The sequence below is a fragment of the Microthrixaceae bacterium genome, from assembly GCA_016702505.1.
In the GTDB taxonomy this organism is placed as follows: Bacteria; Actinomycetota; Acidimicrobiia; order Acidimicrobiales; family Iamiaceae; genus Aquihabitans.
In genome coordinates, this window is sequence record JADJDU010000012.1 from 44,919 (window position 1) to 65,704 (window position 20,786).

Here is a 20,786-nt window from a genome sequence, read left to right on the forward strand (position 1 = left end):
GTGACTGACCCGATCCTCAACGACACCCCCTGGGGCTACTGGCCGTTCTCCTACAGCGCCATCGACGTCTCCGGCAACGCCAACGAGCTGTCGGTCTTTTCGTACATTCCACCACTCGACGTGCAGTACGGCTGGTACTTTGGTTTCCAAGGGATCAGGGGTGCCCGTAGCACTGTGGTATGGGATACCGGGTTCACGCCTTCCGGTGACTGGACGTTCAGGGCGATCATCCAGCGGGACGATGGTGGACATATTCTTTTTGACGGCGTATCACACCTTGAGGGTGGGGGTTTAAACGCCAACCTCTGGGGCACATACGGGTATTACAACACGTCGGTGTGGGGGTACACCCCCTACAACATCCCGATCGTCCTCTACGTGGTGTCGTCGGGCGGCAACCTCACCTACTACTGGGCAAACTGGTATCCCAATCCAATCGGGCCGGGGCCGGTATCCACCGGCAGCCTTGGAGCCGACCCGTTCGGTGCGCTGAGATTCGGCAACTATGGAAACTGCTTCTACGCCCAGGTCGCGATCTTCGACTACGCCCTGTCGCCATGGCGGGTCGGCATCCAGATGTCCGGGGCGGAACCGGCGCTCCCTGAGTCCGCTTCGACACTCGTCGACGAGATGCTGGCCGACTCACCGCAAGCTGTGTGGGCGGTCCCTTCCGACTACGACACCATCCCCGACGCAGCGGTGTTGGCGGCCGACGCCACTACGTCTGGACCTGGGTTTACAGCGTCCGACGCCACGTCGACCGTGGGCGGGTTTCTCACATCAGCTAGCACGTGGGACCTGCCGGTTGCTCTGGACACGACGGCGTTCACTGCTGAGTTTGCGTTCCGAGCATCCGAACCCGGCGTCACGGGGGACGTGACTCTCTCGTCCGGTGACGTGACCATCACCGCCGTCGGGACGTTCGGGTCGAACGACTACGAAGCGACGGCTGGCTCCGATGTCGTGTCGTGGAGTAGCCCCTTCGATACGAACGTGCACCTGGTCGGGGTGACTTGGGACGCGGGCGGTGACCTGATCCTCTACGTCGACGGGGTCGCCAGAGCATCGACCCCGGTGACCGGGGCGATTACTCCCGCGGCTTCGCTCACCTTCTCGTCGCCGGACGCGACCCAGTTCGCCGGGACGGTCGCCGTGTACGACACGGCGCTGTCGGCCGGGCGGATGCTGGTTCATGGCGAAGCGGTCATGCCGCCCATGCTCGACCGGGTCGAGGTCGACACGTTCGACCGGGTCGATGGCGCCATCGGCAACACGTCGCTGCGTGGTCTTCCCTGGTCGACGGTCTCCGGTGCCCCTGTCACGACGGGCTGGGACGGCACCTACGCCGTGGCCACTGGCGGCATGGCTCTTGTCGAAGGCATCCCCTATGCCCGCGGTGTGGTGGCAGAGGTCAATAAGGGGGCCAGTCCCGGGAAGGTCACGATCGGTCTGGTGGCGGCCGATTACGAGTTCGCTTCGCAAGCCCTGTACGGGGTGCTGGTCGACTTCGCTGCGGACACCGTGCAGTTGGTCAAGCGGTTCAACGGGGTGTCCTGGTCGTCCATCCTGTCGCCGTTCACGGTCGACCTCTCGGCTGGCACAGCCGAGGTGCGGTTCCAGCTGGATGCCTTCACGCAACACGACGGCGGGCCATCCCCCGACTATTGGGCGTGGGAGGCGTCGATCCGGGTAGACGGCGTTGTCATCGCAAGCAACCTCGTGATCGACGACCTACGGGACGCCGACATGGACGCCGAACAGGTCGGCTGGTACACGGAATCGACCGGCACCCTGTCTTGGCTGGACGCACTGGAAGGCCCCTATGAGGTCGGCCAGACCGCCACCATCGACCAGACCGGAGGCTTGGAGTTCCGGTTCTGGCCGTTCGACGGCGTGCAACTCGGGTTCTCCCAGCAGAACCCCCAGCAGGGCGGGCTACAGCCCCCGCCCGATCCGGTGCGTGACTCTCGGCCCGTGTTCCTGGGTGCGTCACCGACCGTGCCGCAGCGCGGCGGCATCCGGGTGATCTGGACCAATGGGACCCCACCGACCCCACCAGCACCCCCACCCGGCTACCCGCAGCTACCCCCACCTTGGGTTGGGGTCGGGTCACCCCCGTCAGACCTACAGGTGAGCGGCCACCCCTACAGGGTCGCCGCGTCATGCCAGCCAACCCTCAACAACGCAGGCTCCGGGTCGTTCACCGTGGTCCCGCCCGGCCCGGCGCTCGGTGACGAGATCACCTTCACGTCCGGTGGGTCAGCCGTGTTCACCGGCTATGCGGACAGCATCACGACTGTCCAAGTGGACCCAGGCGAGGAGTCCGGCCAGCTCGTCACCGCCGAGTGTGTTGACCTGCTGTCGATCGACTGGACCGAGACCGTGGTGTGGCCCGACTTCGGGGCTTTCGAGCCGATCCGCCTCGGTGCACCACCTCAAGACGATCGGGAGTGGGGTTGGCCGATGAACGGGCTTCTCGACGACCAGTCCGTTGCGGGGATCGTGCCGTCGTTCGGCAACGACCCGGCCCGCTGGGGCACCCCCGACGAGGTGCTGCCTATACCGTCAGATTGGCCCGACAGCACCGCTAGGTGGATGTGGGACATCACCCCCGACTGGACAGCGCAACCGCAGGGCTGGGTCTACTTTCAGGTTCCGTTCGGGACTTGGCCCGGACGCCATGCGATCTTCCTCAACGCCTGGGATTACGCGAAGTGCTGGGTTGATGGGGCGCTGGTGGCCGAGGTGACCACGCCCGGCCAGACCGTGCGCTTCGACGTGGACTTCGACTGGGACTTCCATCTCGTCGCGATCGCTGCCTACAACGAGGGTGGCCCGGCCGGGGTGATGTTCTCGTGCATGAAGCACTCGACGGATGGCTCCGGGCTGCTGGCAACCGGCAACGGCTCCGGGCTCGACGCACCGGCGATGAACAGCCGGGGCGGGTGGAAGTGTCTCCCGTACCCGGAGCACAGCCTCAGAGGTTCCACCGGCTACGTGCTGCGCCGTCTGGTCCGAGAAGCGTCCGCCCGTGGCGCACCCGCTGGGCAGTGGACGTGCAGCTTCACCGACGAGGCCGATAGCAACGGCGCGGCTTGGCCCGACGATGACAACACCGTCGTCACCAAGACCGGCCAGACCTACTGGGACGTGCTGAACATGCTGGCCGAGGACCGCATAGACTTCCACACGTCGCCATCCGGGCGCACGCTCTACGCGTACCGCAAGGGTGACGGGGCAGGTTCCGTAAGCCAACCCTGGGCACCAGGCGTCCACGCCGAGTCCCTTGAGGTCACCGTAAGCGGACGGTAGCGAGAAAGGTGAATCATGGGAAAGCCAGACACCATCCGTATCAAGGCAAGGGTAAACGTCGGCGGCATGAAGCCCGGCGAGGTGAAGAACGTGCGGCGTGGCTACGCAGAGACGCTCGTCCGCGTTGGCTATGCAACCCGCCTCGACAACCTCAAGGACGCTCTCTCCGCTGAACCACTCCGCTACGGCGACTGGGTGGACGACCCACGAGGGTCGGAGGAAGCCTCCGATGGGTAGGTCCCACACCGGCTACGACGTGTACCTGGGGACTCCCGACACAGACCTCTCCGACCACGCCCTCGCGTTCTCGGCCACCATCATCCACGAGGACACCCACGCCAAGGTCATCAAGGTCAAGACGAAGAACCCGAACCGCACCTGGGGCGTCGTCTACACCCTCACCTACGAGGGTGTGATGCAGCGCAACGGCACCGCCATCCGGTGGTCCGGCACAGACGCCGAGGGCAACCCGGTCGTGGTCTCTGGCGTCGCCGTCAAAGGGGGCTGTATCCCATGCTCACGACGCTGATCCTCTGCGTGTTCCTCACCGCTCAGATCACCTACCTCGTGGTGGACTCGGTGATCTTGGACCGTCCCCGCTCCTGGCTCACCGAGCGCGGCCTGTGGTTCTACGTCCTCGGCTGCCCGTGGTGCCTGAGTGCGTGGATCGCCGCTGGTCTCGTCGCCTTCAACGGGCTGCCCGCCCTGTCGTGGGGTGCGGTCTGGTGGGGTGGAGTCGCCGCCTACTTCGTGGGCCAGTGGCTTGCAACCAAGCCCTACTCGTAATACACTAGCTCCATCAACCCCTACCCCAAGGAGCGCATCATGGCGACCACCCCCTTCTCCCCGCTGGAAGTCGAAGTCGAGATGCGTGACTGCATCGAGGCACTGGAGTCCGCCATCGACGGCCTCGCTTCCTTCGGTTCCTCCGCCGCCAAGGCCAACCACACCTACCGGGTCGCTCAGGCCAAGGCGTGGATGGAGGCCAAGGCCAACCCCGACCTCAAGACCGACAAGCTCCGCGAGGCGTGGGTCGTCCAGCAGACATCAGGCGAGATGTGGGAGCGCGACACCACCGAGGTCGCCTACGACGTGCAGAAGTCACTCGTCCGGTCCCTCCAGACCAAGGCCGACCTCCTGCGCTCCCTCGCCCGCTCTGGCCGCGACCTCGTTGACTCCTGGCACGGTGCAGCGTAGGCTGACCAACGCCTAGTTCCCGCCCCCTCGGGACAGAAGAACCCCACCGGCCCCATCCTCCGGTGGGGTTCTTCGCGTCTAGGCTTGTTGTATGCCACGCGCCTTCGACTCCGAAGCACGCCTCCGAGTGATCCAGCAGGTTCGCCTCGGTGGCAACCTCACCATCGCCGCGGAGAAGGCCGGCTTCTCCGTCGCCACCGTCAAGCGCCACATGAAGGAAGATCCGACCTTCGCCCAGGAGGTCACCGACGCCATCAACTACGGCGACGGGGAGATCCAGCTCACCCTCCGCGAAGTGCTGATCCGCGAGGAGAACGTCCCGGGCATGTTCCGCTGGCTGGAGTCCCGTCAGGCCCAGGACTTCGGGCAGAAGAAGCTCGTCGTCAACCAACATGTCGGCCCCGGTGGAGGACCCATTCAGGTCGCCGTCGCCACCACCGACCAGCTCCGCGAACTCCTCGGTGACCCCGACTACCGCGACAAGATGCTCTCCGTCGTGAACGACCTGCCGATGATCGAAGTGACGGCCACCGAGGATGGCTGACAACGAAGCCTTCGAGGCCACCCTGGACGAGTGGCGCAAGAAGGCCACCCCCGCCCACCTCGCCGTCTATGCGACCCGGGATCTCCCCGATGACTCCATCGCGAAGTGGAAGCCCTACCACCACCACCTGTTCATCAACAAGGTGCTCACTGAGGCCGTCACCGACCCCAAGCGCCGGTTCGTGAACCTGGAGGTCAGCGTCCGCCACGGCAAGTCGATGCTGACCACCCTCTACCTCGTGGTCTGGTTCCTCGGCATGTACCCCGACAAGCGGGTGGCGATCATCACTCATTCCGGCGACTTCGCCAAGCAATGGGGTGAGGCCACCCGTGATCTGTTCAAGGTCGTCGGTCCAGACCTGTTCGGGTTGCGGGTGTCCGAGTCCTCGTCGTCCAAGACGCTGTGGAACATCGACGGTCGCAAGGGTGGCGTCATCGCCCTCGGTCGCGGGGCTGCCATCGAGGGCCAGGGCATCGACCTCGCCGTGCTGGACGACCTCTTGGACCAGCAGGCAGCCGACTCCCCTGCCGAGATGCGGAAGGCATGGGAGTGGTACCAAGAGGGCCTCCGCCCCCGCATGATGCCCGGTTCCACCGTCGTGATGGTGATGTCGCGCTGGCGCGTGGACGACCCAGCCGGGCGCATCGAGGAGCAGATGCGCGAGAACCCCGACGGTGATCGCTGGGAGACCATCCACCTCCCCGCCATAGCGGAGTGTCCGAAGGACGAGGACCCCGGCGCCTGGACCGACATGCTCGGCCGCAAGGACGGGGAGGCACTGTGGCCCGAGGTCTGGCCGGTGGACGACCTACTCCAGATCAAGGCGTCCGTAGACCCGATGGTGTGGGAGTCCCGGTTCCAGCAGAACCCCTCCCCTCGCGAGGGCGGGATGTTCAAGGTGGACAACTGGATGCGCCGACCATCCGCACCCGAAGGGCTCACCAAAGTCCGGTGCTGGGACCTCGCCGCAACCAAGGGCGGTGGCGACTGGACCGTGGGCGTGCTCATGGGACGCGACACCGAGGACCGCTTCTTCGTGCTCGACGTGCAGCGGTTCCGCATGGACGGCAACGAGGTGAAGAAGCAGGTCTTGGCTACTGCCAGGGCGGACGGCAAGGGGGTAACCATCCGCATCGAGCAGGAGCGAGCCGGTGCGGGCAAGGCCGTCATCGCTGACTACCGCAGGATGCTCGTCGGCTACAACCTCATCGGGGCCAAGCCGGAAGGCACCAAGGAGCAGCGGGCCATGCCATACGCCGCCCAGCAGCAGGACGGGAACATCTACCTCGTCAACTCCATCGGATGGGAGAAGGACTTCATCGAGGAACATCGCACGTTCCCCCGCGGCCGGCACGATGACCAGTGCTTAGTGGGTGACACGCTCGTGCAAACCGCGGCCGGGCCGAAGCGGCTCGATGCCGTGCGCGTGGGGGACAGCGTGCTCGGGGCAACTGGTTGGGTGGATGTGGAGTGGGCGGGGATGACTTCACCGTCTGCCCCCACTGTCCAGATGGGTCCGCTCACCGGAACGCCGACTCATCCCGTTTGGACCGGACGCGGCTGGGTGGGCCTTTCCGACCTGCGTCAAGATGATACGATGCTGCAATGGCGTGCTGTTCAATCGAGGGATGCGGTTCCCCGGTCACGGCGAGGGGATGGTGCCGTCGCCACTACAGGTCATGGTGGGGACGCGGCGACCCTCTCGCCGTCGAAGCCCCCCGACTCGACAAGACGTGCCGAGTGTGCGGCGGTGGCGGGAAGATCGTGCGCGACTTGTGCAACAGGCACTACGCCCTCTGGCGCAGGTATGGAGATACCGAGTACCGAGGGACAGAGCACGGGTCGGTGCGTGTCGATGAAGTCGTATTCAACGGCGTCCGCTTCCGCAGGTACCCGGACGCAGACAAACCCAACCACCGGCGCTACTACTCCCCCGGGGGACAGGACATCGCTCGGGGTGTTGAGTCACTCCACCGCGAGGTCTGGAAGTTCCACAACGGCCCCATCCCGGACGGAGCCGTTGTCCACCACGTTGACGAGAACCCACTCAACAACGACATCGACAACCTTGCCCTCATGGATGGAGGAGAACATGCCTCCCACCACCTCCAGGGCAAGTGTTCGGACGCCCAGCGTGCTCACCTCGAATCCATCCGCCATCTCGCTGCCGCATGGCACCGCTCGGATGAGGGTCGTGAGTGGCATCGAGAACACGCACGCCGACAGGGGTTCGGCACCCGTGTTCAACTTGCGGACAAGTGACGGGACGTTCTTCGCCAACGGGATCTTGGTCCACAACTGTGACGCGGCCTCAGGTGCCTTCGATGAACTCACACAGCTCCAGCCTGCCTCGATCGAGTGGGATGGTGAGATGTCCACCGAGAACGTGGTGGACTACCTGACCTCAGCGAACCCCTACTTCGCCAACGCCTGAACCGCGAGCACGGCAAGACACACCACCTGGCGGGTCACGGCGTGGTCTCGTTGGCGTAGTGGACCAGGGCGGCAGCCAAGGCACGGGCCTCGTCCGGCGACATGTGCACCTCGGCGTTCCCCTCGACCTTCGGCAGGTGCCAACCGTGGCCGCAGAGGCCCCGGCGGCACTGCCAGTCGGCGAGGATCGACCCCGCCAGTGGGCCGGTGAGGGTCACGGCCCCGAGGGTGACGCCGACCACCGTGGAGATGCGGCGCTTTGTCGAGCGCTTCATCGGTCGGCCCTCTCGTTGACGGCCACGATGTCGTGACCGAGCTGGAGCAGGCCGCACCCGGCGAGGACCGCGGTCAACCGCCACCCCTCGATGTCGAGCGCCCACGAGAAGCACGTGGCAGCGACACCGATGCATACGTAGGGCAGCAGACGCCCCCACCACGGAACAACACTCGACCTACTCACCCCTCACCCCTCTCGTTGTGCGCCCTGGCAGCAGCCACCGACGCTTCCCAGTCCGCATTGCGGGGCCACGCCGTACCGCACTTGCCGTGCGCCCAGAACAGCACCCCGTCGTAGACCTCGGGGTACTCGATGCCGTACAGCTCCACGTCAGGGACCGGACCACACTTCGGGCACTCATGGGTGGTCATGCTCGGCCGCCGTTGCCGTTGCCGTTGCCGTAGCCGTAGCCGTAGCCGTCGCCGTCGCCGTTGCCGTTGCCGTCGCCGTAGCCGTTGCCGTTGCCGTAGCCGTAGCCGTAGCCGTTGCCGTAGCCGTAGCCGTAGCCGTAGCCGTAGCCGTTGCCGTTGCCGTCGCCGTCGCCGTCGCCGTAGCCGTAGCCGTTGCCGTAGCCGTAGCCGCGAGGACCGGCGTCCTCCACGACGGACAGCACACCCCGCCCCGTCATCCGAGATGCTCCGCCCACGCCTCAGCATCAGCGTGGATCGTCGCCACCACGGCCAACTCATGGATCTCCACAACCCCAGCAGGGTCGAGGACAGTCCCACCCAACGGCCCAGCCACAAGCTCACCCAACCCGACGGACGTGCCCCACTGGCGGATGTTGCGGGCACCAGTCAGAGTGACCACGTCGTTCTCGTGCCGGTAGTACCCGACCCATACCCATCCACGCTGGCCGATCACGATCCGCACCTCACCACCCACAGGGCGCACCGGTGCGTACTCGACACCATCAATCGTTACGTTGCTCACTTGCCTTCTCCTTGTTGTTTGTTGTTGTTGCTGCTGCATGTCTGATTGGTGCTCACCGCTGCACCTCCCACTCTTCGATCCGCACACGACACAACGCCATCGCGGCCTCGTACTCATCCGCATGGTCCGGTGCTCGACGCTGCACCTCAGCGGTCAGGTCATCGAGGGTTGCCCCGTCCGGGCGCCAGCACCCGACACTCACCCAGTACCCCGTCTCAGCGCGGAACAGGGTCAGGGTCTGGTCCTCGGACCCGATCGGGCCGACGGTCAGGACATGGCGGGGAGCGGACACCTGAGCGGCCCCGAACACCTCAGCGTTCCCGGACACCTCAGCGTCCCCGGACACCTCAGCGGTCCCGGACACCCGAGCGTTCCCGTACACCTCAGCGTCCCCGGACACCCGAGCGGTCTCGGACACCCGAGCGGCCCCGAACACCTCAGCGTTCCCGGACACCTCAGCGGCCCCGGACACCTCAGCGGTCCCGGACACCCGAGCGGTCCCGGACACCTCAGCAGCCCCGCACACCCGAGCGGTCCCGTACACCCAAGCGGACCCGGACACCCGAGCGGTCTCGAACACCCGAGCGTCGGGTCCGACGTAAGCCGTCTCATCGACTGACGCCGTGTCCTCCACCCATCCGCCCCCATTCGGGTGACGATGCCACCCCGGACGTTCATCGCTCATCGCTGTCTCCTCCACGACCTGGGCCACCAGCACCGCCACCACCAGCCCGGCCACGATCCACCAATCCCACGCCCCACGCCCAACGGCATCTACCGCGGCGATCACCGGGCCGAGGATCAGGTCGGTCATCGGTCGCCGTCCTGTCGCAGCACCTCGACGGTGCCATCGGGGTCGACGGGTGAGTGCAGCTTCGTGCCACCCTCGACCACCCGCACCCACGGCCCCTCATCGTCGGAGCCGACCTCCACGAACGGGTCGCCAGCCAGGCCGAGGCGGTCCTCGCTTCCCACCACGGCACCCGCTCCGTCTCCGGTTCGGGCACGGCCCGGGGATCACGCACCTCCACCCACACGGTGTCGGAGAAGGCGACCATCTGGTCGTTGTTCACCCACACGAGATCCGAGCGGCGCCGCACCTGCTCGCCCCGCACCTGCCCGGCCTGGGCGAGCCACGTCGGCACCCCGTCCTCATCGACCAGTCCGGACAGCACCGCACCCGGCCACGGCGGGACGGGGGTGGCGTCCAGTTCGTCGGCCCAACTGCGGATGATTCGCTTGATTCCCGGGTCCTCGATGTAGCCGGAGTTGGCTATCCAGCGCAGCCGGTTGGCGGCGTCTCGCAGGACGCCATCCGGCCACGACGGGACGGGGGGCGGGGCGGCGAAGCACGCCCACCGGACGACCGCCTCCAGCAGCTCCTCCAGCAGCTCCTCGATCAGTTCCCGGGACTCCGGGTGCGTCTCCGCGTGCCGACGGGCACGGGACACCAGGTCATCCGGGGCGGGAGGCTCCGGGGACCACGACCACGACGCGGGGACGCGGTAGCGGCAGTTGGCCTTCGTGCACCCGGCGAACTGCTCGGCCGTCTCGTTATTGGTGCCCGGTTGCCAGTCGTAGCCCCAGTTCCGCTGCACCTCGACTCCGGCTGCGACCGCTGCGGCCAGCTCCACCGGATCGGCGCACTCACGCCACCCATCACGTTCCTCGCTCATCGTTCGTCCTCTCGTCCGATCAGCCCCTCGGGCAGTCCGCACACCTCGACCCACTGGCCGATCAGCCGGTCTCGCATGGTGGGCGTGTAGGGGCCGTCGTCGGTGGCGAGGTCCCACGTCACGACCGCCCTGGCCGCATCCCAGGCCGCATCCCAGGCCGCATCCCTGGCCGCATCCCAGGCCGCATCCCAGGCCGCATCCCAGGCCGCATCCCAGGCCGCATCCCTGGCCGCAGCCCCGGCCGCAGCCCAGGCCGCATCCCAGGCCGCAGCCCAGGCCGCAGCCCAGGCCGCATCCCAGGCCGCACCCCTGGCCGCAGCCCAGACCGCAGCCCGGGCCGTATCCCTGGCCGCATCCCGGGCCGCATCCCCGGCCGCATCCATGGCATCTCGCAGCCGCTCTGCCTCGTCGGCGGTGAGGACCGCAGCACGCCGCACCAACGAGACGACCGCACGCCACTGCGGCCCGAACGTCGCCTCCAAGTCAGCGTCGGTGATGTCCCAGCCCTGCCGGGCCAACGCCACCACCTCCGCCTCCGTGCGGTCGTCGTCGTCGTTCCAGCCCGTGGACCAGCGGCCCAGACGGGCCTCGACCCGTTCGATCAGGTGGGCGTCGCCCGGCACCGGGCAGCACCTGCGGATCGCACCGTGCAGACACATCGACAGTCCGTCGCTGTAGGAGCCCTGCCGCCAATGCCCTTCCAGCATCGACGCCATGTCGTCGCCTCCAACATGGATCACGGTCTCGCTCATCGGTTCTTCTCCTTCGTAGGGGTGGCCTCACTGTAATGCGACGGGTGGTTGGAGTCAAACACCCACTTCGTCACCAATGAACCGCGGACCATCTTCTGCTCCGGCACCAACCACCCCAACTCCAACTCCAGCGAGTCACCCTCGGCGTTCTGCACGGCCATGCGGGGGGTCGGCCACCAACGGGCACGGGGATGCTTGCAGCGGTAGGCAGGCAGCACCACAGCGGAATGGGCACGCACCGCCCTGCCCTGGTAGCCGGGGTGCCTCGCCATGCGGTTCAGCACGTCCTCCACCTTCGCCACCAGCTTGCCCACCCGGGCGGCGAACACCTCGCCCTCCTTGGAGGCGCCGAGCGGGACGGTGCTGTGACGGTAGCCCCACGCTAGGAGGGCGTCCCACATCTCCGGGCTGGCTTCGAGGGTGTTCATGGCCGTGGTCCCGACGGCCGACACGGCGACCGGCCTGGACAGGACGGCGAGCCACTCCACCGGCAACGTGCCATCCCGGCGCAGCGCGTCGCACCAGGGCTTGGCGATGTTGACGCGGATCACGACAACCCCAGCAGTTCCCGTGCTGGCCCGACGCTCTTGTTCAACCGCCACCGCTCGCGCACCGTCGCCTCGCCCGATGGGCAGCGGTCCACGTAGGGACACCACCCGCACAGCGCGCTGGGCTGCGCCTCGGGCACCACCTCAGAGCGGCGCTGGTGCAGGATCGCACTCACGGCGTCGCCCCACGAGGCAGCGGCCACCTCGGACTCGCCGTGGGGGTTCGGGGGGCCTAGGAGCAACTGCGACGGGGCATCGTGCGGAGCGAACAGCAGGCCGTAGGCGTGGACATCCCAGCCCTGCTCGGCCAGCACCGCGAAGTAGAGGGCCGGCTGGATCAGCTTCTCCATGATCTGGTCCTCGTACCACGGGGTGTGGGGCTTCGGAGGCGAGCCCGTCTTGAGGTCGATCACGAACACGAGGCGACCCTTGCGGGCCACCATGTCCACGAACCCGTAGAACTCCAAGCCCCAGCCGTCCCATGCCCGAAGCTCTTCCTCCACCAGCAGCACCTCATCGAGCCTGGAGAGGCGCTCCACGGCCGAGTGGAGGGAAGCCCGGCAGGTCTCGTAGAACTCGGAGGGGTCGGATGTGATCGGGGTCTTGTCGGCCTTGTCGTAGGCGACGGACAAGTGGTAGTCCATGTCGGCCACGGTCGGCGGACGGACAGGACCGACGGGGAACAGGGCCTCCACCGCGGCGTGAACGATCGTCCCCCGCAGCATCTCCTCGGACGGCGGGTACTCCGGCCACCCATCGACGTACTTATGCCACCACTTGAGGGGGCATTGCCGCCAAGTGGCGAGGCCTGACGGGGACAGATGGGTGACCGGAGACAACCTCTACTCCTTCGGGGCCGGGGCGGGCACCGGGACGGTGGACCCGTCGGGGAGGACGTAGAAGGTGACCTTGCCCGACTCGATGGCCTTAGCGATGAGCGCACCCTGCGGGCCGTACATCTCGATCAGCTCCCGGTCGATCTCCAACTTGGACTGGGCGGTCGCGTTCTTCTCGGACTGGGCCTGGGTCTGACGCTTGGCGGTCTCCTCGGACTCGATGGCGGCGATGAGGTCCTGGTTCGCCAACTGCGGCTTGCCGACCGTGAAGGTGAAGTCTCCGCACTCGCCGCCTGCCACATAGTCGGGTCCGCAGAAGTAGTCGTCACCGACGACCTCCTTGATGGCCCCCTTGAGCCGCTGCACGGTGTCGGCCTGGAAGGCTCGTCGGGTGGCCTCGTCGGAGTAGAGCTTGTCCCATCCGTACTGGAGGGCTGCCGCTTCGAGGGAACGCTCGATCTGCGGCTCGAAGTAGTCGCGCAACATCGCGTTCCAGCCGTCCTCGGTCCAGCCCTGTGTCTTGACGCCGATGTTCTCGTGGAACTTGCGGAGCATCTTCGGTTCCAGGTTGAGCTTGAAGTAGAGCTGGTAGTCCACCACCAAGCGCACATTGGAACCTGAGTCGCCGGACCCTCCGCCGACGACCTCGACGGGCTTCGTGTCGGCGCCCTCCTTGGCGGCGGCGATGTAGCTGCGCTGGTCGTTGCGGTAGCAATACTGCTCACTCCCCCAGCCGATGTTCTCCTTGGTCTGGCCGGGGTCCATGATCTTCACGAACCGCTTGTCCTCGAACGTGCCACCCGAGTAGACCACGCACACCTCGTTGGCAGCCGAGTCGCCACGGGACCCGAACCAGTAGGCGGTGTAGCCGAGGCCGAGCATCACGGCGATCACGATCAGCACCTCGAACAGGTAGAAGGGGCCCGTGGACCCCCGTTGGCCCTTGAACTTCTGCTTCATGCGCTTCCTCCTTGGTTGTCGAACCACTCGTCCGCGGCTCGTCTTGCTTGCTCCATCCACCGCTCGGTGGTGGGGTGATGGGATCTCCTACTGCCTGGTCGAGCAGCCGGGCCATGCGGGTGCCGGCCTCGACCGCCTTACGGTCCCTGGCGGCGGGGCTGTTCACGTAGGCGGTCAGCGTTAGCCCGACCGCCACCAACTGGACGAAGATCAACAGGACCACGACGGCCATCATCGGTTCCTCCACGCTCGGGCGCCAAGCTCCGACCACTCGGGGTCGCCCTCGAACACGAGGTAGCCCATGAAGCGGGACCACCCGTCCTTCTCGGCGTTGGCGTGGATGTGGTCGTGCGCCTCGCGGCAGACCGGCACCACGTTGGCCGGGTTCGTGTACGCCCCACCCATCGACATCTCGCGCCGGTGGTGCAGGTCGGTGGGCCGGTGGTCCACCCCCTTCTGCTCCCAGCAGACGACGCAGCGGGCCGACGGGTGAAGGACCAGCTTCGCTCGGAGCTTGGCGTACTCCCGCCCCTCTGCCAGTCTCTTGCGGGACTTCGGGCGGATCGCACGACCCGAGTTGAACGGGGTCTTGCGAACGAACGGGGTCCGCTTCAAGGGGGTCTTGCGCTCCAGGGTCACGCTTCCACCACGCAGCCGCGCTCGTCCACGATGGTCGTCGCCGGGAACATCGTCTTGTTGACCTGCATCCCACTCATCGGATCACGGAACCTGTGCGGCGACCAGGGGGCGAGGTGGCCCTCACTCATGTTGCACCGGATCGGGAGGTAGGTCAGCACCCCATCCTTGTTCGGGATGGCCAGGTGGCCGATGAGGTGGCCGCACTCCCCGCTCGGGAAGTCCTCGGCCTCATCGCTCACAAGGAACATCAGAACCACTCGTCCTCGTCGTCGCGGGGTCCGCCAACCAGGGTGACCTCGGGTTCGGGCATCCCGTTCACCAACCAGTCCCGAGCTTGGTCTGCCCACGAGTGGGCAGCCTCGGGCGTTGCCACCTTCTCCTTGAGGAACTCCGGCGAACGGTGCTTGCGCCGCCACTCCGCCCGGTACGCCCGGTACGCCTCGGTGCAGGCAGCCCGCATGTCGCCAGCGGTGCATTGCCGGCAGGCCACCACGTAGTTGTCCTCGGTGATCTCCTCCCACCCGTCGCGGCAGGTGCAGGAGGACTTCGGGTTGGCCTTCTGGCCGACCTTGATGCACTCCATTCGGAAGGTGGTGATGGACGGGAGGGCGTCGTAGCGGTCCAGGCAGTTCTCGATGGCCCGGATGCACTGGGCACGGTCGAACGTGGCGATGGAGTCGCGCCAGATAGTCTGCTCGTCATCGGACATGGCGACCTCGAACTCGCCGGTCAGGCGGTCCATGACCTCGGTCAGTTCTAGTGGCGTCACCGGCACGCCGCCAAGTCGTCCAAGTGGACCACGTACATGAGTGGCTTGCCGACGGAGCGGACCATCACCTCGGCAAGCGGGACGTAGGCGTGGTGCTTCCACGAGTGGCCGAAGTCCTCGCCCCATACGTTGCCGACCCACCCCTCGGCCTTGAGGACCGTTCCGCCGAACACCCCGTCCATGCGAACGGTCTCCCCGATGCGGAGGGAGACGGGCACGCGCTCCCAAGTGACCGGGGTCATGGAGACGGGGTGGAGCCCGAGGCGTGGATGGCGCGGCCCTTCCTCTGGAAGCGTGGAGTCTGGATGCCGCTCACGCAACTCCACCGAGTACCCGATGGGGTCCACGTATCGGCTGCGGTCGCCACGAGGCCAGACCTGACGCTTCCCGAGGAAGCGGCGGTAGTGGTGGGTGAAGGATACCCGGTCACCGAACTGCAAGGCGCTCACGTCAGTACCCGCAGTTCTCGTGGATGTCCTCGCCGTCGAGGATGCGTCGGATATCCCCCATGTCTCCAACCATGCCGTTGTAGGCGGAGACGGCCTCGTTATGGGCCTCGATCCATCGGTTCGCGTCGCGCAGCACGATATCCCGTTCTTCTTGGAGGATGTGGAATATCCGTTCGATATTCCTCAAGGCCGAGCGGGCCATCTCGGCGTCCAGCGGCAGGGCCGACCAGACCGACTTGAGCTGGGTGTCGATGGCGACGTTGGTCCGGCGCGGCTGTGCGATCGGTTGAAAGGTCACGATCCCACCCGCTTCTGGGCCGCAGCCGCCGCCCATACTCGGGTCGGACGCCAGACGGCGGCACTCCGACTCATGGGCTGATCGGCGATGTTTCGGCCAGCCCCCTCCCAGAAGCCAGCGACCCACCCGAATCGTGGGGCCTTGACTGGGTTGACCTCAGCGCGTGACGAGGCGAAGAACTCGGACGACTTCCATCGGGAAGCGTTATCCTCGTACACCCATAGCTTGGTCTTGAGGATGATGAAGGCGATGGCCACGAAGGCCAAGATGTAAGGGATCGGCATCAGAGTTCTCCTTGGTAGGGGTAGGGGCCTTCATCTTCGCCGCCAGACAGGCCGGAGTCAAGCATCCCCTGAGCGGGTGCCTCCAGAGCGCGCAGCGCCTCGGTCGGCGTAGCCATGTGGTCGCGGTGGCCTGAGGCGATCTCCTCGTAGAACCGGATGAAGTGCGCCCGGTCGGCCATCTGGTTCTCCGAGAGGCACAGGTTCATCCACCCGAAGGTCTCCACCGCCTTGAAGATCGCCGGGTGCGAGCAATGCTCGGCCTCGGGCGGGCGGATGTGGCCGCGGCGCTGGATCAACTGGAGCACCTCGGCCCACGCGTCCGCACCCGACGGCACCCCGCCGCTCCCGGTGACCTGCTGACGCAGCGCGAGCGCCCGCTTGCGGATCACCCCGACCACCGGAGCGAACTTCTCGCCCTCGGCCGCGAGGGACGCGACGGCAGCCTCGGCCTCGGGGACGGTGATGCCGGCGAGGATCTCCTGCCAGAGCTTCACCCGCAAGGCGAGGCGGTCGTCGTCCACATGCCTCTCCGAGTGGGGCCACAGCTCGTCGCACACGGCCTGCACCCGGAGTACGTCGGCTCCGTTCACGAGGCTGCCCCGAGGCGGTTCAGGACTCGCTCGTACTGCGCCGACTTGTCCGCCAGGGTGCGGGATCGGCGGGCGGTTCGCTCGCTGGCTGGCTCCAACTCATCCTCCCAGCATCCCTTGTTGAGCCACACGTCCGGGTGCTTGATGAACCGAGGTTCGGTCTGATCGGCCTTGACGAACGCAGCGAAGGCTTCTGCGGCGGAGATGATGTCCTCGGCATCCACCCCGCTCTTGATGGCCGCGTCCCACTTCCGCCGTGCGGCGATCTTCGAGACCTTGCGTGGGTAGTGCTGCCAGAAGCGGTCGAACGGGTCCTCGACCGGAACGGTTGAGGGAAAGATCTGGTTCTCGTTCAACTGGTTCTCGTTCAAGGATGGTTCTCCTTCCTTGTCGCCGCAGATTTGCGGCACCTGTCGCCGCACGGTTGCGGCAGCAGTCGCCGCAGAATTGCGGCACCCCCCCGCTGCCGCAGATTTGCGGCCGTTGGCCTCGGCGTCGGCCTTCTGCTTGGCCCGCTCGGGGGTAATCTTGTTGGTGAGGGGGGTGTCCCCAGCGATCAGAAAGTCGTTGGATCGGTACCCGCCCGCACCCATCTTCGGCTCCACCCTGAGCGCCCCAGCGGCCTCCAGGCGGGCGATGGATCGACGCACCGTGTCGTCGCTCACGTTGAGGCGTGAAGCCACCGTGTCGGCCTTGGGGTAGCAGCGCCCCTCGGCGTCCGCCATGCGGGCCATGACGGCGTAGACCCTCACATCCGAACCAGTCAGATCGGGGTGGTAGATCACCCACTCGGGGATCATCGCGTAGCGCGAGGGGCGATTGTAGGTAGACTGCTCAGTCATCGGGAGACCGTGCCTTTCTCGATCATGCCCCCGGCCGAGTCGAGCCGGCGCGGGGGGCTACCAAACCTTGGTGGGGACCCCTACGATGCGCCCATGCGGGCGCGAAGTCCAGCGCAGGCCGCGCTCCCCTTGGCTGTGATGGCGTAAGTGGTGGCCTGGGCGCCCGACTCGGTGTCGATGCCGACGCCGACGGCCTTGAGGAAGCCGGCCTTGACGAGTTCGCTTACCCGCTTCCAGGGGGACCGCTGGTGGCCGAGCCCCGCCTCGTAGGACAGTTCCCGGGCGGTGAGCGGGGATGCGGAGTTCTCGGCGGCGAGGAGGATCTTCTCCCTGGCGGACCCGGCCTTGATCTCCTCGGGGGCGGCGCGGTGGCTGGTGGCGGGGTCGGTGCGTCGGGCTGGTGAGACCTCGGCCCGCTCGGCCAGCACGGCGATGGCGAGGTCGAGGGCGGCGTCCACGAGGTTCGGTTCTGGCATGACGAGCCCGCATCCGTGGTCGGTATTGCGCTCGTAGTTCTCGCGCAGTTCCCGCAGGATTTCGATGGCCTCGCCTAGCGTGACCCTGCCCCCGTTGATGGTGATGGTGGTCATGGCGTTCTCCTTGGTGTAGTGTTCGTGGTCGCAGCGCCACCAGGAGCGGAGCGGGGGTTTGGCCTCCTTCCCCCCGCGGCCCCCTGGTGGAGTGGCCCCGGGTCTCCTTGTAGGGGGGGGACCCGGGGCCGGGCAATCCTTCGGGGGTCAGACCCCGTTGCGCCGCCAGTCGATGAGCGCCCGGCTGTAGATCCAGACGAGCGCAGCCATGAGGACAAGCAGCCCCCACGATCGCGTCTGGACGATGAGCGCGAACCAGAGGGCTTGGTTGGCGAGGCCAACAGCCCACCCCTCCCACCGCTTCCTGGCGACGAGCCACATCCCGAGGATGGTGACGAGCGACGTTGCGAGAGACAGCATCAGAACGGAGCTTCGTCGTCGTGGACGGGGGCCGTGGTGCGACGGGGGGCGGGCTTGGCCCCACCCTCACCCTTCTGGACCTTCGCCACCGAGGCGGTCGCCCAGCGCAGGTCTGGACCGACGTGATCGGCCACGATCTTCACCTTGGACCGCTTCTCACCGTCCTTCTCCCAGGTGTCGAACTGGAGCCGACCGATGACCATGACTCGGGTTCCACGAGGGCAGGACTCTGCGAAGTTCTCGGCGTGGGAACCCCACAGGGTCACGTCGTAGAACTCGGGCTCGCCGTCCTCCCACTCGCCGTTGGCCCCCTTGACGCGCTTGTTGACGGCGATGCCGAAGTCCCCGACGGCCTGGCCGGAGTTGGTGAACTTGATCTCCACATCTCTCGTTGTGTTCCCGACGACGGTGACGGTGGTATCAGACATGGGCAGTCTCCTTCTGGTTGGCCTGCTTGCGGAGTACGAGCAGGGTTGATGCATTACTGCGGGGGTGCACCTGACGGCGCGGTGAACCGTCGAGGTTCACTTGAGGTTGAGGGCCGGGCTTGCCGACGTGGGTGTAGATGGCCTCCACCTCGACGGGAAGTGTCAAGGCGTGGTCGATGGTTCGGTAGGTCCCCAGCCAGAGCTTGCCTGAGGAAACGTAGTCCATCACCTTGACCAGTACCACTCCCCTTGGGGCGCAGATCGTGACGGCCGTGGAGAGGCCAGCGTTGATCCACCCCTGGTTCTCAGCGGGTGTCTTGGCCGAGGTGGTCATGCCGTAGTTGGCGTTCATGGACTTGGTGGTGGAGGTCTTACGCCCGCCCGTGGAGGTGTATGGCGGATCGAAGGCCACCAGCGACCAGAGGTTGGCGAACGAAACCCAGTCCCGGGTGAGTCTGTAGTCGAGGTGGAAGTCTCCGTACCGCTCATCGAGGTCGTTCGCCGTGAGGTGCTCGGGCTTCCACACCTTCCACCACTTGCCGGTGTTGTGGGTGAGGTCGATTACGTAATGCGCGTCGGGACAGTGCAGCCTCACCACCTCAGCGATGAGGTCGGCGTTGGTGGGCCAGGTGTCGGCGGCGAGGTGGATCACGAGGCCCACCCCTTACCGCCGCAGGCGTCGCAGCGGTGGACCGCATTGAACTGGGCGATGGCGGCGTCGCGCTTCGCCCGGTAGTTCTGGATCGCATCCGCCAAGTTCTCGGCCGCGATGGACCGGGGTGGCTTCGGGATCGGGACCGTGATGGTGGTCCACGTTCGCTTCGGTTCGGTCCTCGACCCTGGCCCCTTCTTCGGCTTCGGCGGCGTGGGGTTCGGGAGCCGCTTGTAGACCTTCCACTCGGAGTGGTCGTAGGCATCGCAGCCGGGGATGGCGTCCAGTTCCTTCGTGATCGCCCCGAGTACCCCCTGGAGCGCGCCGGGCAGGAGGTGGTGGAACCGAGCGTCTACCCCGAGCGCCGCCCCTTTATCGGCATGCCACGACAGCCCGGTGCCGGCGAGGTCGTCAGGCCAGGGGGACCCTTCGGCGTCATCCGCGGGCACCTCCCACACCTCCCACTCGCCGTCACCGTGCACCTCCCGCACGGGGACGTAGAGCGATGACAGGAAGTCGTCGTCGTCGCATCGCTCGGCGTATTGCTCGGGCGTGAGGGTCGCAGGGTTGGCCCCCGTCGGCCCGAACTCGGGCTTCAACTCGTAGTGTGAGGTCACGGCTACCGGCTTGCGCTTGGCATGGATCTCGGTGGCCCGCACGTCACAGTGGAGCCATTGCGCGTAGTCGGGCTTGTCTGCCGCCATCTCGGGGCCATCGGGGCTGTCGGCGTGGAACGACTCGTACTGCGACACGTAGGTCCGCTGCGGGGTGGCGTGCCAGTACCCACCATTCACCGTGTCAGCGAGGACGTAGGACTTCTTCTCGTAGACCTTCACGATCCACCTGCCGCGAGTTCCTCGGCCTCAGCGATGGCGGCGAGGAGTTCGGTGGCTTGGGCCTTGGTGGGCTTGGTCTCGCCGGTGATCCCGATGCGGGCCATCTCGGCGTTCACCTGCTCGGACTCGAAGGCCGGCAGGGCGGCGATGCGCTCCATGAGGGACTTCATGGTGCGGGTGCGCTCGGCGGCGTTCTTCCACCCGTCGCCCCCGTCTGGCGCTCCGACTTCCTCGGCTTCCTCCAGGGAGGCCAGCCAGGAGTTGGCCTGGTCGCTGGTGAGGGTCTTGGGGTTGATGCCGTTGGACTTGAGCCACGACCGCAGGGAGTCCTTGGCCGGGTTGTCGTCGGAGAGGGCCTTGGCGCGGGCGGCGAGTGCAGCGAACTCGGCCTCCCGCTGCTCGGCCGAGTCCCATCCCTGCTCGATCGGGTCGTTGGCTTCGCGGTCGGTCCACGAGTGGTCGGGGTCGGGGTCGTCGGTGGGCATGGTGAGCCCTTGCAGGAGGAAGGTGCGGAGGGCTACCGACATGGCCTGCGCCACGGCCTTGTCCGACGAGTCCGAGGACTCCCCGATGGACTCACC

At 66.6% G+C, this 20,786-nt stretch carries 31 protein-coding genes; 7 read left to right on the forward strand and 24 right to left on the reverse strand.

Annotated elements, in window-relative coordinates; genetic code table 11:
- The 7 genes from IPG97_13395 (at position 1) to IPG97_13425 (ending at position 7,315) form a co-directional block, all read left to right on the forward strand.
- Positions 1 to 3,312 (forward strand): hypothetical protein, encoded by a 3,312-nt coding sequence (locus IPG97_13395; GenBank protein MBK6857502.1) that lies wholly within the window; start codon positions 1 to 3, stop codon positions 3,310 to 3,312.
- Between the two features lie 15 nt (positions 3,313 to 3,327).
- Positions 3,328 to 3,549 (forward strand): hypothetical protein, encoded by a 222-nt coding sequence (locus IPG97_13400; protein MBK6857503.1) that lies wholly within the window; start codon positions 3,328 to 3,330, stop codon positions 3,547 to 3,549.
- Complete coding sequence (locus IPG97_13405; GenBank protein ID MBK6857504.1) at positions 3,542 to 3,841, forward strand: hypothetical protein; 300 nt, start codon at positions 3,542 to 3,544, stop codon at positions 3,839 to 3,841. Before IPG97_13400 ends, IPG97_13405 begins: the two co-directional genes overlap by 8 nt.
- Complete coding sequence (locus IPG97_13410) at positions 3,826 to 4,098, forward strand: hypothetical protein (GenBank protein MBK6857505.1); 273 nt, start codon at positions 3,826 to 3,828, stop codon at positions 4,096 to 4,098. Before IPG97_13405 ends, IPG97_13410 begins: the two co-directional genes overlap by 16 nt.
- A 39-nt stretch (positions 4,099 to 4,137) precedes the next feature.
- Positions 4,138 to 4,509: a hypothetical protein gene (locus tag IPG97_13415; GenBank protein MBK6857506.1), complete on the forward strand. Its 372-nt coding sequence runs from the start codon at positions 4,138 to 4,140 to the stop codon at positions 4,507 to 4,509.
- Between the two features lie 91 nt (positions 4,510 to 4,600).
- The gene (locus IPG97_13420; GenBank protein ID MBK6857507.1) at positions 4,601 to 5,053 is read left to right on the forward strand and encodes a hypothetical protein; all 453 of its coding nucleotides are present in this window, start codon (positions 4,601 to 4,603) and stop codon (positions 5,051 to 5,053) included.
- 1,605 nt (positions 5,054 to 6,658) lie between these two features.
- Positions 6,659 to 7,315 (forward strand): HNH endonuclease, encoded by a 657-nt coding sequence (locus IPG97_13425; GenBank protein MBK6857508.1) that lies wholly within the window; start codon positions 6,659 to 6,661, stop codon positions 7,313 to 7,315.
- A 206-nt stretch (positions 7,316 to 7,521) separates the two neighbouring features.
- Here the strand turns inward: IPG97_13425 and IPG97_13430 are convergent, their stop codons facing one another.
- The 24 genes from IPG97_13430 to IPG97_13545 form a co-directional block, all read right to left on the reverse strand.
- Positions 7,522 to 7,761 carry a hypothetical protein gene (locus tag IPG97_13430; protein ID MBK6857509.1) on the reverse strand — a complete coding sequence of 80 codons (240 nt, stop codon included), beginning with the start codon at positions 7,759 to 7,761 and terminating at the stop codon, positions 7,522 to 7,524.
- A complete protein-coding gene (locus tag IPG97_13435; protein MBK6857510.1) occupies positions 7,758 to 7,946 on the reverse strand; it encodes a hypothetical protein in 189 nt (62 codons plus the stop codon). The genes IPG97_13430 and IPG97_13435 overlap by 4 nt, the downstream gene beginning before the upstream one ends.
- Entirely contained in the window at positions 7,943 to 8,134 is a 192-nt protein-coding gene (locus IPG97_13440) for a hypothetical protein (protein MBK6857511.1), read from the reverse strand. The genes IPG97_13435 and IPG97_13440 overlap by 4 nt, the downstream gene beginning before the upstream one ends.
- Positions 8,131 to 8,391 carry a hypothetical protein gene (locus IPG97_13445; GenBank protein ID MBK6857512.1) on the reverse strand — a complete coding sequence of 87 codons (261 nt, stop codon included), beginning with the start codon at positions 8,389 to 8,391 and terminating at the stop codon, positions 8,131 to 8,133. Before IPG97_13445 ends, IPG97_13440 begins: the two co-directional genes overlap by 4 nt.
- Positions 8,388 to 8,696, reverse strand: coding sequence for a hypothetical protein (locus IPG97_13450; GenBank protein ID MBK6857513.1), 309 nt, complete (start codon positions 8,694 to 8,696; stop codon positions 8,388 to 8,390). The genes IPG97_13445 and IPG97_13450 overlap by 4 nt, the downstream gene beginning before the upstream one ends.
- Positions 8,697 to 9,370: 674 nt before the next feature.
- Complete coding sequence (locus IPG97_13455) at positions 9,371 to 10,372, reverse strand: hypothetical protein (protein MBK6857514.1); 1,002 nt, start codon at positions 10,370 to 10,372, stop codon at positions 9,371 to 9,373.
- Positions 10,369 to 11,124, reverse strand: a complete 756-nt coding sequence (locus IPG97_13460; GenBank protein ID MBK6857515.1) for a hypothetical protein — start codon at positions 11,122 to 11,124, stop codon at positions 10,369 to 10,371. Before IPG97_13460 ends, IPG97_13455 begins: the two co-directional genes overlap by 4 nt.
- Positions 11,121 to 11,675, reverse strand: coding sequence for a hypothetical protein (locus IPG97_13465; protein ID MBK6857516.1), 555 nt, complete (start codon positions 11,673 to 11,675; stop codon positions 11,121 to 11,123). The genes IPG97_13460 and IPG97_13465 overlap by 4 nt, the downstream gene beginning before the upstream one ends.
- Positions 11,672 to 12,511 (reverse strand): PD-(D/E)XK nuclease family protein, encoded by an 840-nt coding sequence (locus tag IPG97_13470; GenBank protein ID MBK6857517.1) that lies wholly within the window; start codon positions 12,509 to 12,511, stop codon positions 11,672 to 11,674. The genes IPG97_13465 and IPG97_13470 overlap by 4 nt, the downstream gene beginning before the upstream one ends.
- Before the next feature lie 3 nt (positions 12,512 to 12,514).
- Positions 12,515 to 13,468 (reverse strand): band 7 protein, encoded by a 954-nt coding sequence (locus IPG97_13475; protein ID MBK6857518.1) that lies wholly within the window; start codon positions 13,466 to 13,468, stop codon positions 12,515 to 12,517.
- 231 nt (positions 13,469 to 13,699) lie between these two features.
- Positions 13,700 to 14,107: an HNH endonuclease gene (locus IPG97_13480; GenBank protein ID MBK6857519.1), complete on the reverse strand. Its 408-nt coding sequence runs from the start codon at positions 14,105 to 14,107 to the stop codon at positions 13,700 to 13,702.
- Positions 14,104 to 14,355, reverse strand: coding sequence for a hypothetical protein (locus tag IPG97_13485; protein MBK6857520.1), 252 nt, complete (start codon positions 14,353 to 14,355; stop codon positions 14,104 to 14,106). Before IPG97_13485 ends, IPG97_13480 begins: the two co-directional genes overlap by 4 nt.
- A complete protein-coding gene (locus IPG97_13490) occupies positions 14,355 to 14,876 on the reverse strand; it encodes a hypothetical protein (protein ID MBK6857521.1) in 522 nt (173 codons plus the stop codon). The genes IPG97_13485 and IPG97_13490 overlap by 1 nt, the downstream gene beginning before the upstream one ends.
- On the reverse strand, positions 14,873 to 15,325 hold the full coding sequence (locus tag IPG97_13495; protein MBK6857522.1) for a hypothetical protein: 453 nt from the start codon (positions 15,323 to 15,325) through the stop codon (positions 14,873 to 14,875). Before IPG97_13495 ends, IPG97_13490 begins: the two co-directional genes overlap by 4 nt.
- A gap of 1 nt (position 15,326) precedes the next feature.
- Positions 15,327 to 15,623 (reverse strand): hypothetical protein, encoded by a 297-nt coding sequence (locus tag IPG97_13500; protein ID MBK6857523.1) that lies wholly within the window; start codon positions 15,621 to 15,623, stop codon positions 15,327 to 15,329.
- Positions 15,620 to 15,907 (reverse strand): hypothetical protein, encoded by a 288-nt coding sequence (locus IPG97_13505; protein MBK6857524.1) that lies wholly within the window; start codon positions 15,905 to 15,907, stop codon positions 15,620 to 15,622. Before IPG97_13505 ends, IPG97_13500 begins: the two co-directional genes overlap by 4 nt.
- Positions 15,907 to 16,497, reverse strand: coding sequence for a hypothetical protein (locus IPG97_13510; protein MBK6857525.1), 591 nt, complete (start codon positions 16,495 to 16,497; stop codon positions 15,907 to 15,909). Before IPG97_13510 ends, IPG97_13505 begins: the two co-directional genes overlap by 1 nt.
- Positions 16,494 to 17,339 carry a helix-turn-helix domain-containing protein gene (locus IPG97_13515; protein ID MBK6857526.1) on the reverse strand — a complete coding sequence of 282 codons (846 nt, stop codon included), beginning with the start codon at positions 17,337 to 17,339 and terminating at the stop codon, positions 16,494 to 16,496. The genes IPG97_13510 and IPG97_13515 overlap by 4 nt, the downstream gene beginning before the upstream one ends.
- An 80-nt stretch (positions 17,340 to 17,419) precedes the next feature.
- Complete coding sequence (locus tag IPG97_13520; GenBank protein MBK6857527.1) at positions 17,420 to 17,929, reverse strand: hypothetical protein; 510 nt, start codon at positions 17,927 to 17,929, stop codon at positions 17,420 to 17,422.
- Positions 17,930 to 18,076: 147 nt separating this feature from the next.
- The gene (locus IPG97_13525) at positions 18,077 to 18,289 is read right to left on the reverse strand and encodes a hypothetical protein (protein MBK6857528.1); all 213 of its coding nucleotides are present in this window, start codon (positions 18,287 to 18,289) and stop codon (positions 18,077 to 18,079) included.
- Positions 18,289 to 18,717: a single-stranded DNA-binding protein gene (ssb, locus tag IPG97_13530; GenBank protein ID MBK6857529.1), complete on the reverse strand. Its 429-nt coding sequence runs from the start codon at positions 18,715 to 18,717 to the stop codon at positions 18,289 to 18,291. The genes IPG97_13525 and ssb overlap by 1 nt, the downstream gene beginning before the upstream one ends.
- Positions 18,710 to 19,369, reverse strand: a complete 660-nt coding sequence (locus IPG97_13535) for a hypothetical protein (GenBank protein MBK6857530.1) — start codon at positions 19,367 to 19,369, stop codon at positions 18,710 to 18,712. Before IPG97_13535 ends, ssb begins: the two co-directional genes overlap by 8 nt.
- Positions 19,366 to 20,205: a hypothetical protein gene (locus IPG97_13540; GenBank protein ID MBK6857531.1), complete on the reverse strand. Its 840-nt coding sequence runs from the start codon at positions 20,203 to 20,205 to the stop codon at positions 19,366 to 19,368. The genes IPG97_13535 and IPG97_13540 overlap by 4 nt, the downstream gene beginning before the upstream one ends.
- Positions 20,202 to 20,786 (reverse strand): hypothetical protein (locus IPG97_13545; protein MBK6857532.1); only part of this gene is annotated, 585 nt, incomplete at its 5' end. The genes IPG97_13540 and IPG97_13545, both read right to left, overlap by 4 nt.

What these genes read in the sequence shown, in the direction of transcription:
- IPG97_13400 (MBK6857503.1), top strand. Translation starts at nt 3,328, where the DNA reads ATGGGAAAGCCAGACACCATCCGTATCAAGGCAAGGGTAAACGTCGGC.
- IPG97_13405 (MBK6857504.1), top strand. Translation starts at nt 3,542, where the DNA reads ATGGGTAGGTCCCACACCGGCTACGACGTGTACCTGGGGACTCCCGAC.
- IPG97_13410 (MBK6857505.1), top strand. Translation starts at nt 3,826, where the DNA reads ATGCTCACGACGCTGATCCTCTGCGTGTTCCTCACCGCTCAGATCACC.
- IPG97_13415 (MBK6857506.1), top strand. Translation starts at nt 4,138, where the DNA reads ATGGCGACCACCCCCTTCTCCCCGCTGGAAGTCGAAGTCGAGATGCGT.
- IPG97_13420 (MBK6857507.1), top strand. Translation starts at nt 4,601, where the DNA reads ATGCCACGCGCCTTCGACTCCGAAGCACGCCTCCGAGTGATCCAGCAG.
- IPG97_13425 (MBK6857508.1), top strand. Translation starts at nt 6,659, where the DNA reads ATGGCGTGCTGTTCAATCGAGGGATGCGGTTCCCCGGTCACGGCGAGG.
- IPG97_13430 (MBK6857509.1), bottom strand. Translation starts at nt 7,761, where the DNA reads ATGAAGCGCTCGACAAAGCGCCGCATCTCCACGGTGGTCGGCGTCACC.
- IPG97_13440 (MBK6857511.1), bottom strand. Translation starts at nt 8,134, where the DNA reads ATGACCACCCATGAGTGCCCGAAGTGTGGTCCGGTCCCTGACGTGGAG.
- IPG97_13445 (MBK6857512.1), bottom strand. Translation starts at nt 8,391, where the DNA reads ATGACGGGGCGGGGTGTGCTGTCCGTCGTGGAGGACGCCGGTCCTCGC.
- IPG97_13455 (MBK6857514.1), bottom strand. Translation starts at nt 10,372, where the DNA reads ATGAGCGAGGAACGTGATGGGTGGCGTGAGTGCGCCGATCCGGTGGAG.
- IPG97_13460 (MBK6857515.1), bottom strand. Translation starts at nt 11,124, where the DNA reads ATGAGCGAGACCGTGATCCATGTTGGAGGCGACGACATGGCGTCGATG.
- IPG97_13475 (MBK6857518.1), bottom strand. Translation starts at nt 13,468, where the DNA reads ATGAAGCAGAAGTTCAAGGGCCAACGGGGGTCCACGGGCCCCTTCTAC.
- IPG97_13485 (MBK6857520.1), bottom strand. Translation starts at nt 14,355, where the DNA reads ATGTTCCTTGTGAGCGATGAGGCCGAGGACTTCCCGAGCGGGGAGTGC.
- IPG97_13505 (MBK6857524.1), bottom strand. Translation starts at nt 15,907, where the DNA reads ATGCCGATCCCTTACATCTTGGCCTTCGTGGCCATCGCCTTCATCATC.
- IPG97_13515 (MBK6857526.1), bottom strand. Translation starts at nt 17,339, where the DNA reads ATGACTGAGCAGTCTACCTACAATCGCCCCTCGCGCTACGCGATGATC.
- IPG97_13520 (MBK6857527.1), bottom strand. Translation starts at nt 17,929, where the DNA reads ATGACCACCATCACCATCAACGGGGGCAGGGTCACGCTAGGCGAGGCC.
- IPG97_13525 (MBK6857528.1), bottom strand. Translation starts at nt 18,289, where the DNA reads ATGCTGTCTCTCGCAACGTCGCTCGTCACCATCCTCGGGATGTGGCTC.
- ssb (MBK6857529.1), bottom strand. Translation starts at nt 18,717, where the DNA reads ATGTCTGATACCACCGTCACCGTCGTCGGGAACACAACGAGAGATGTG.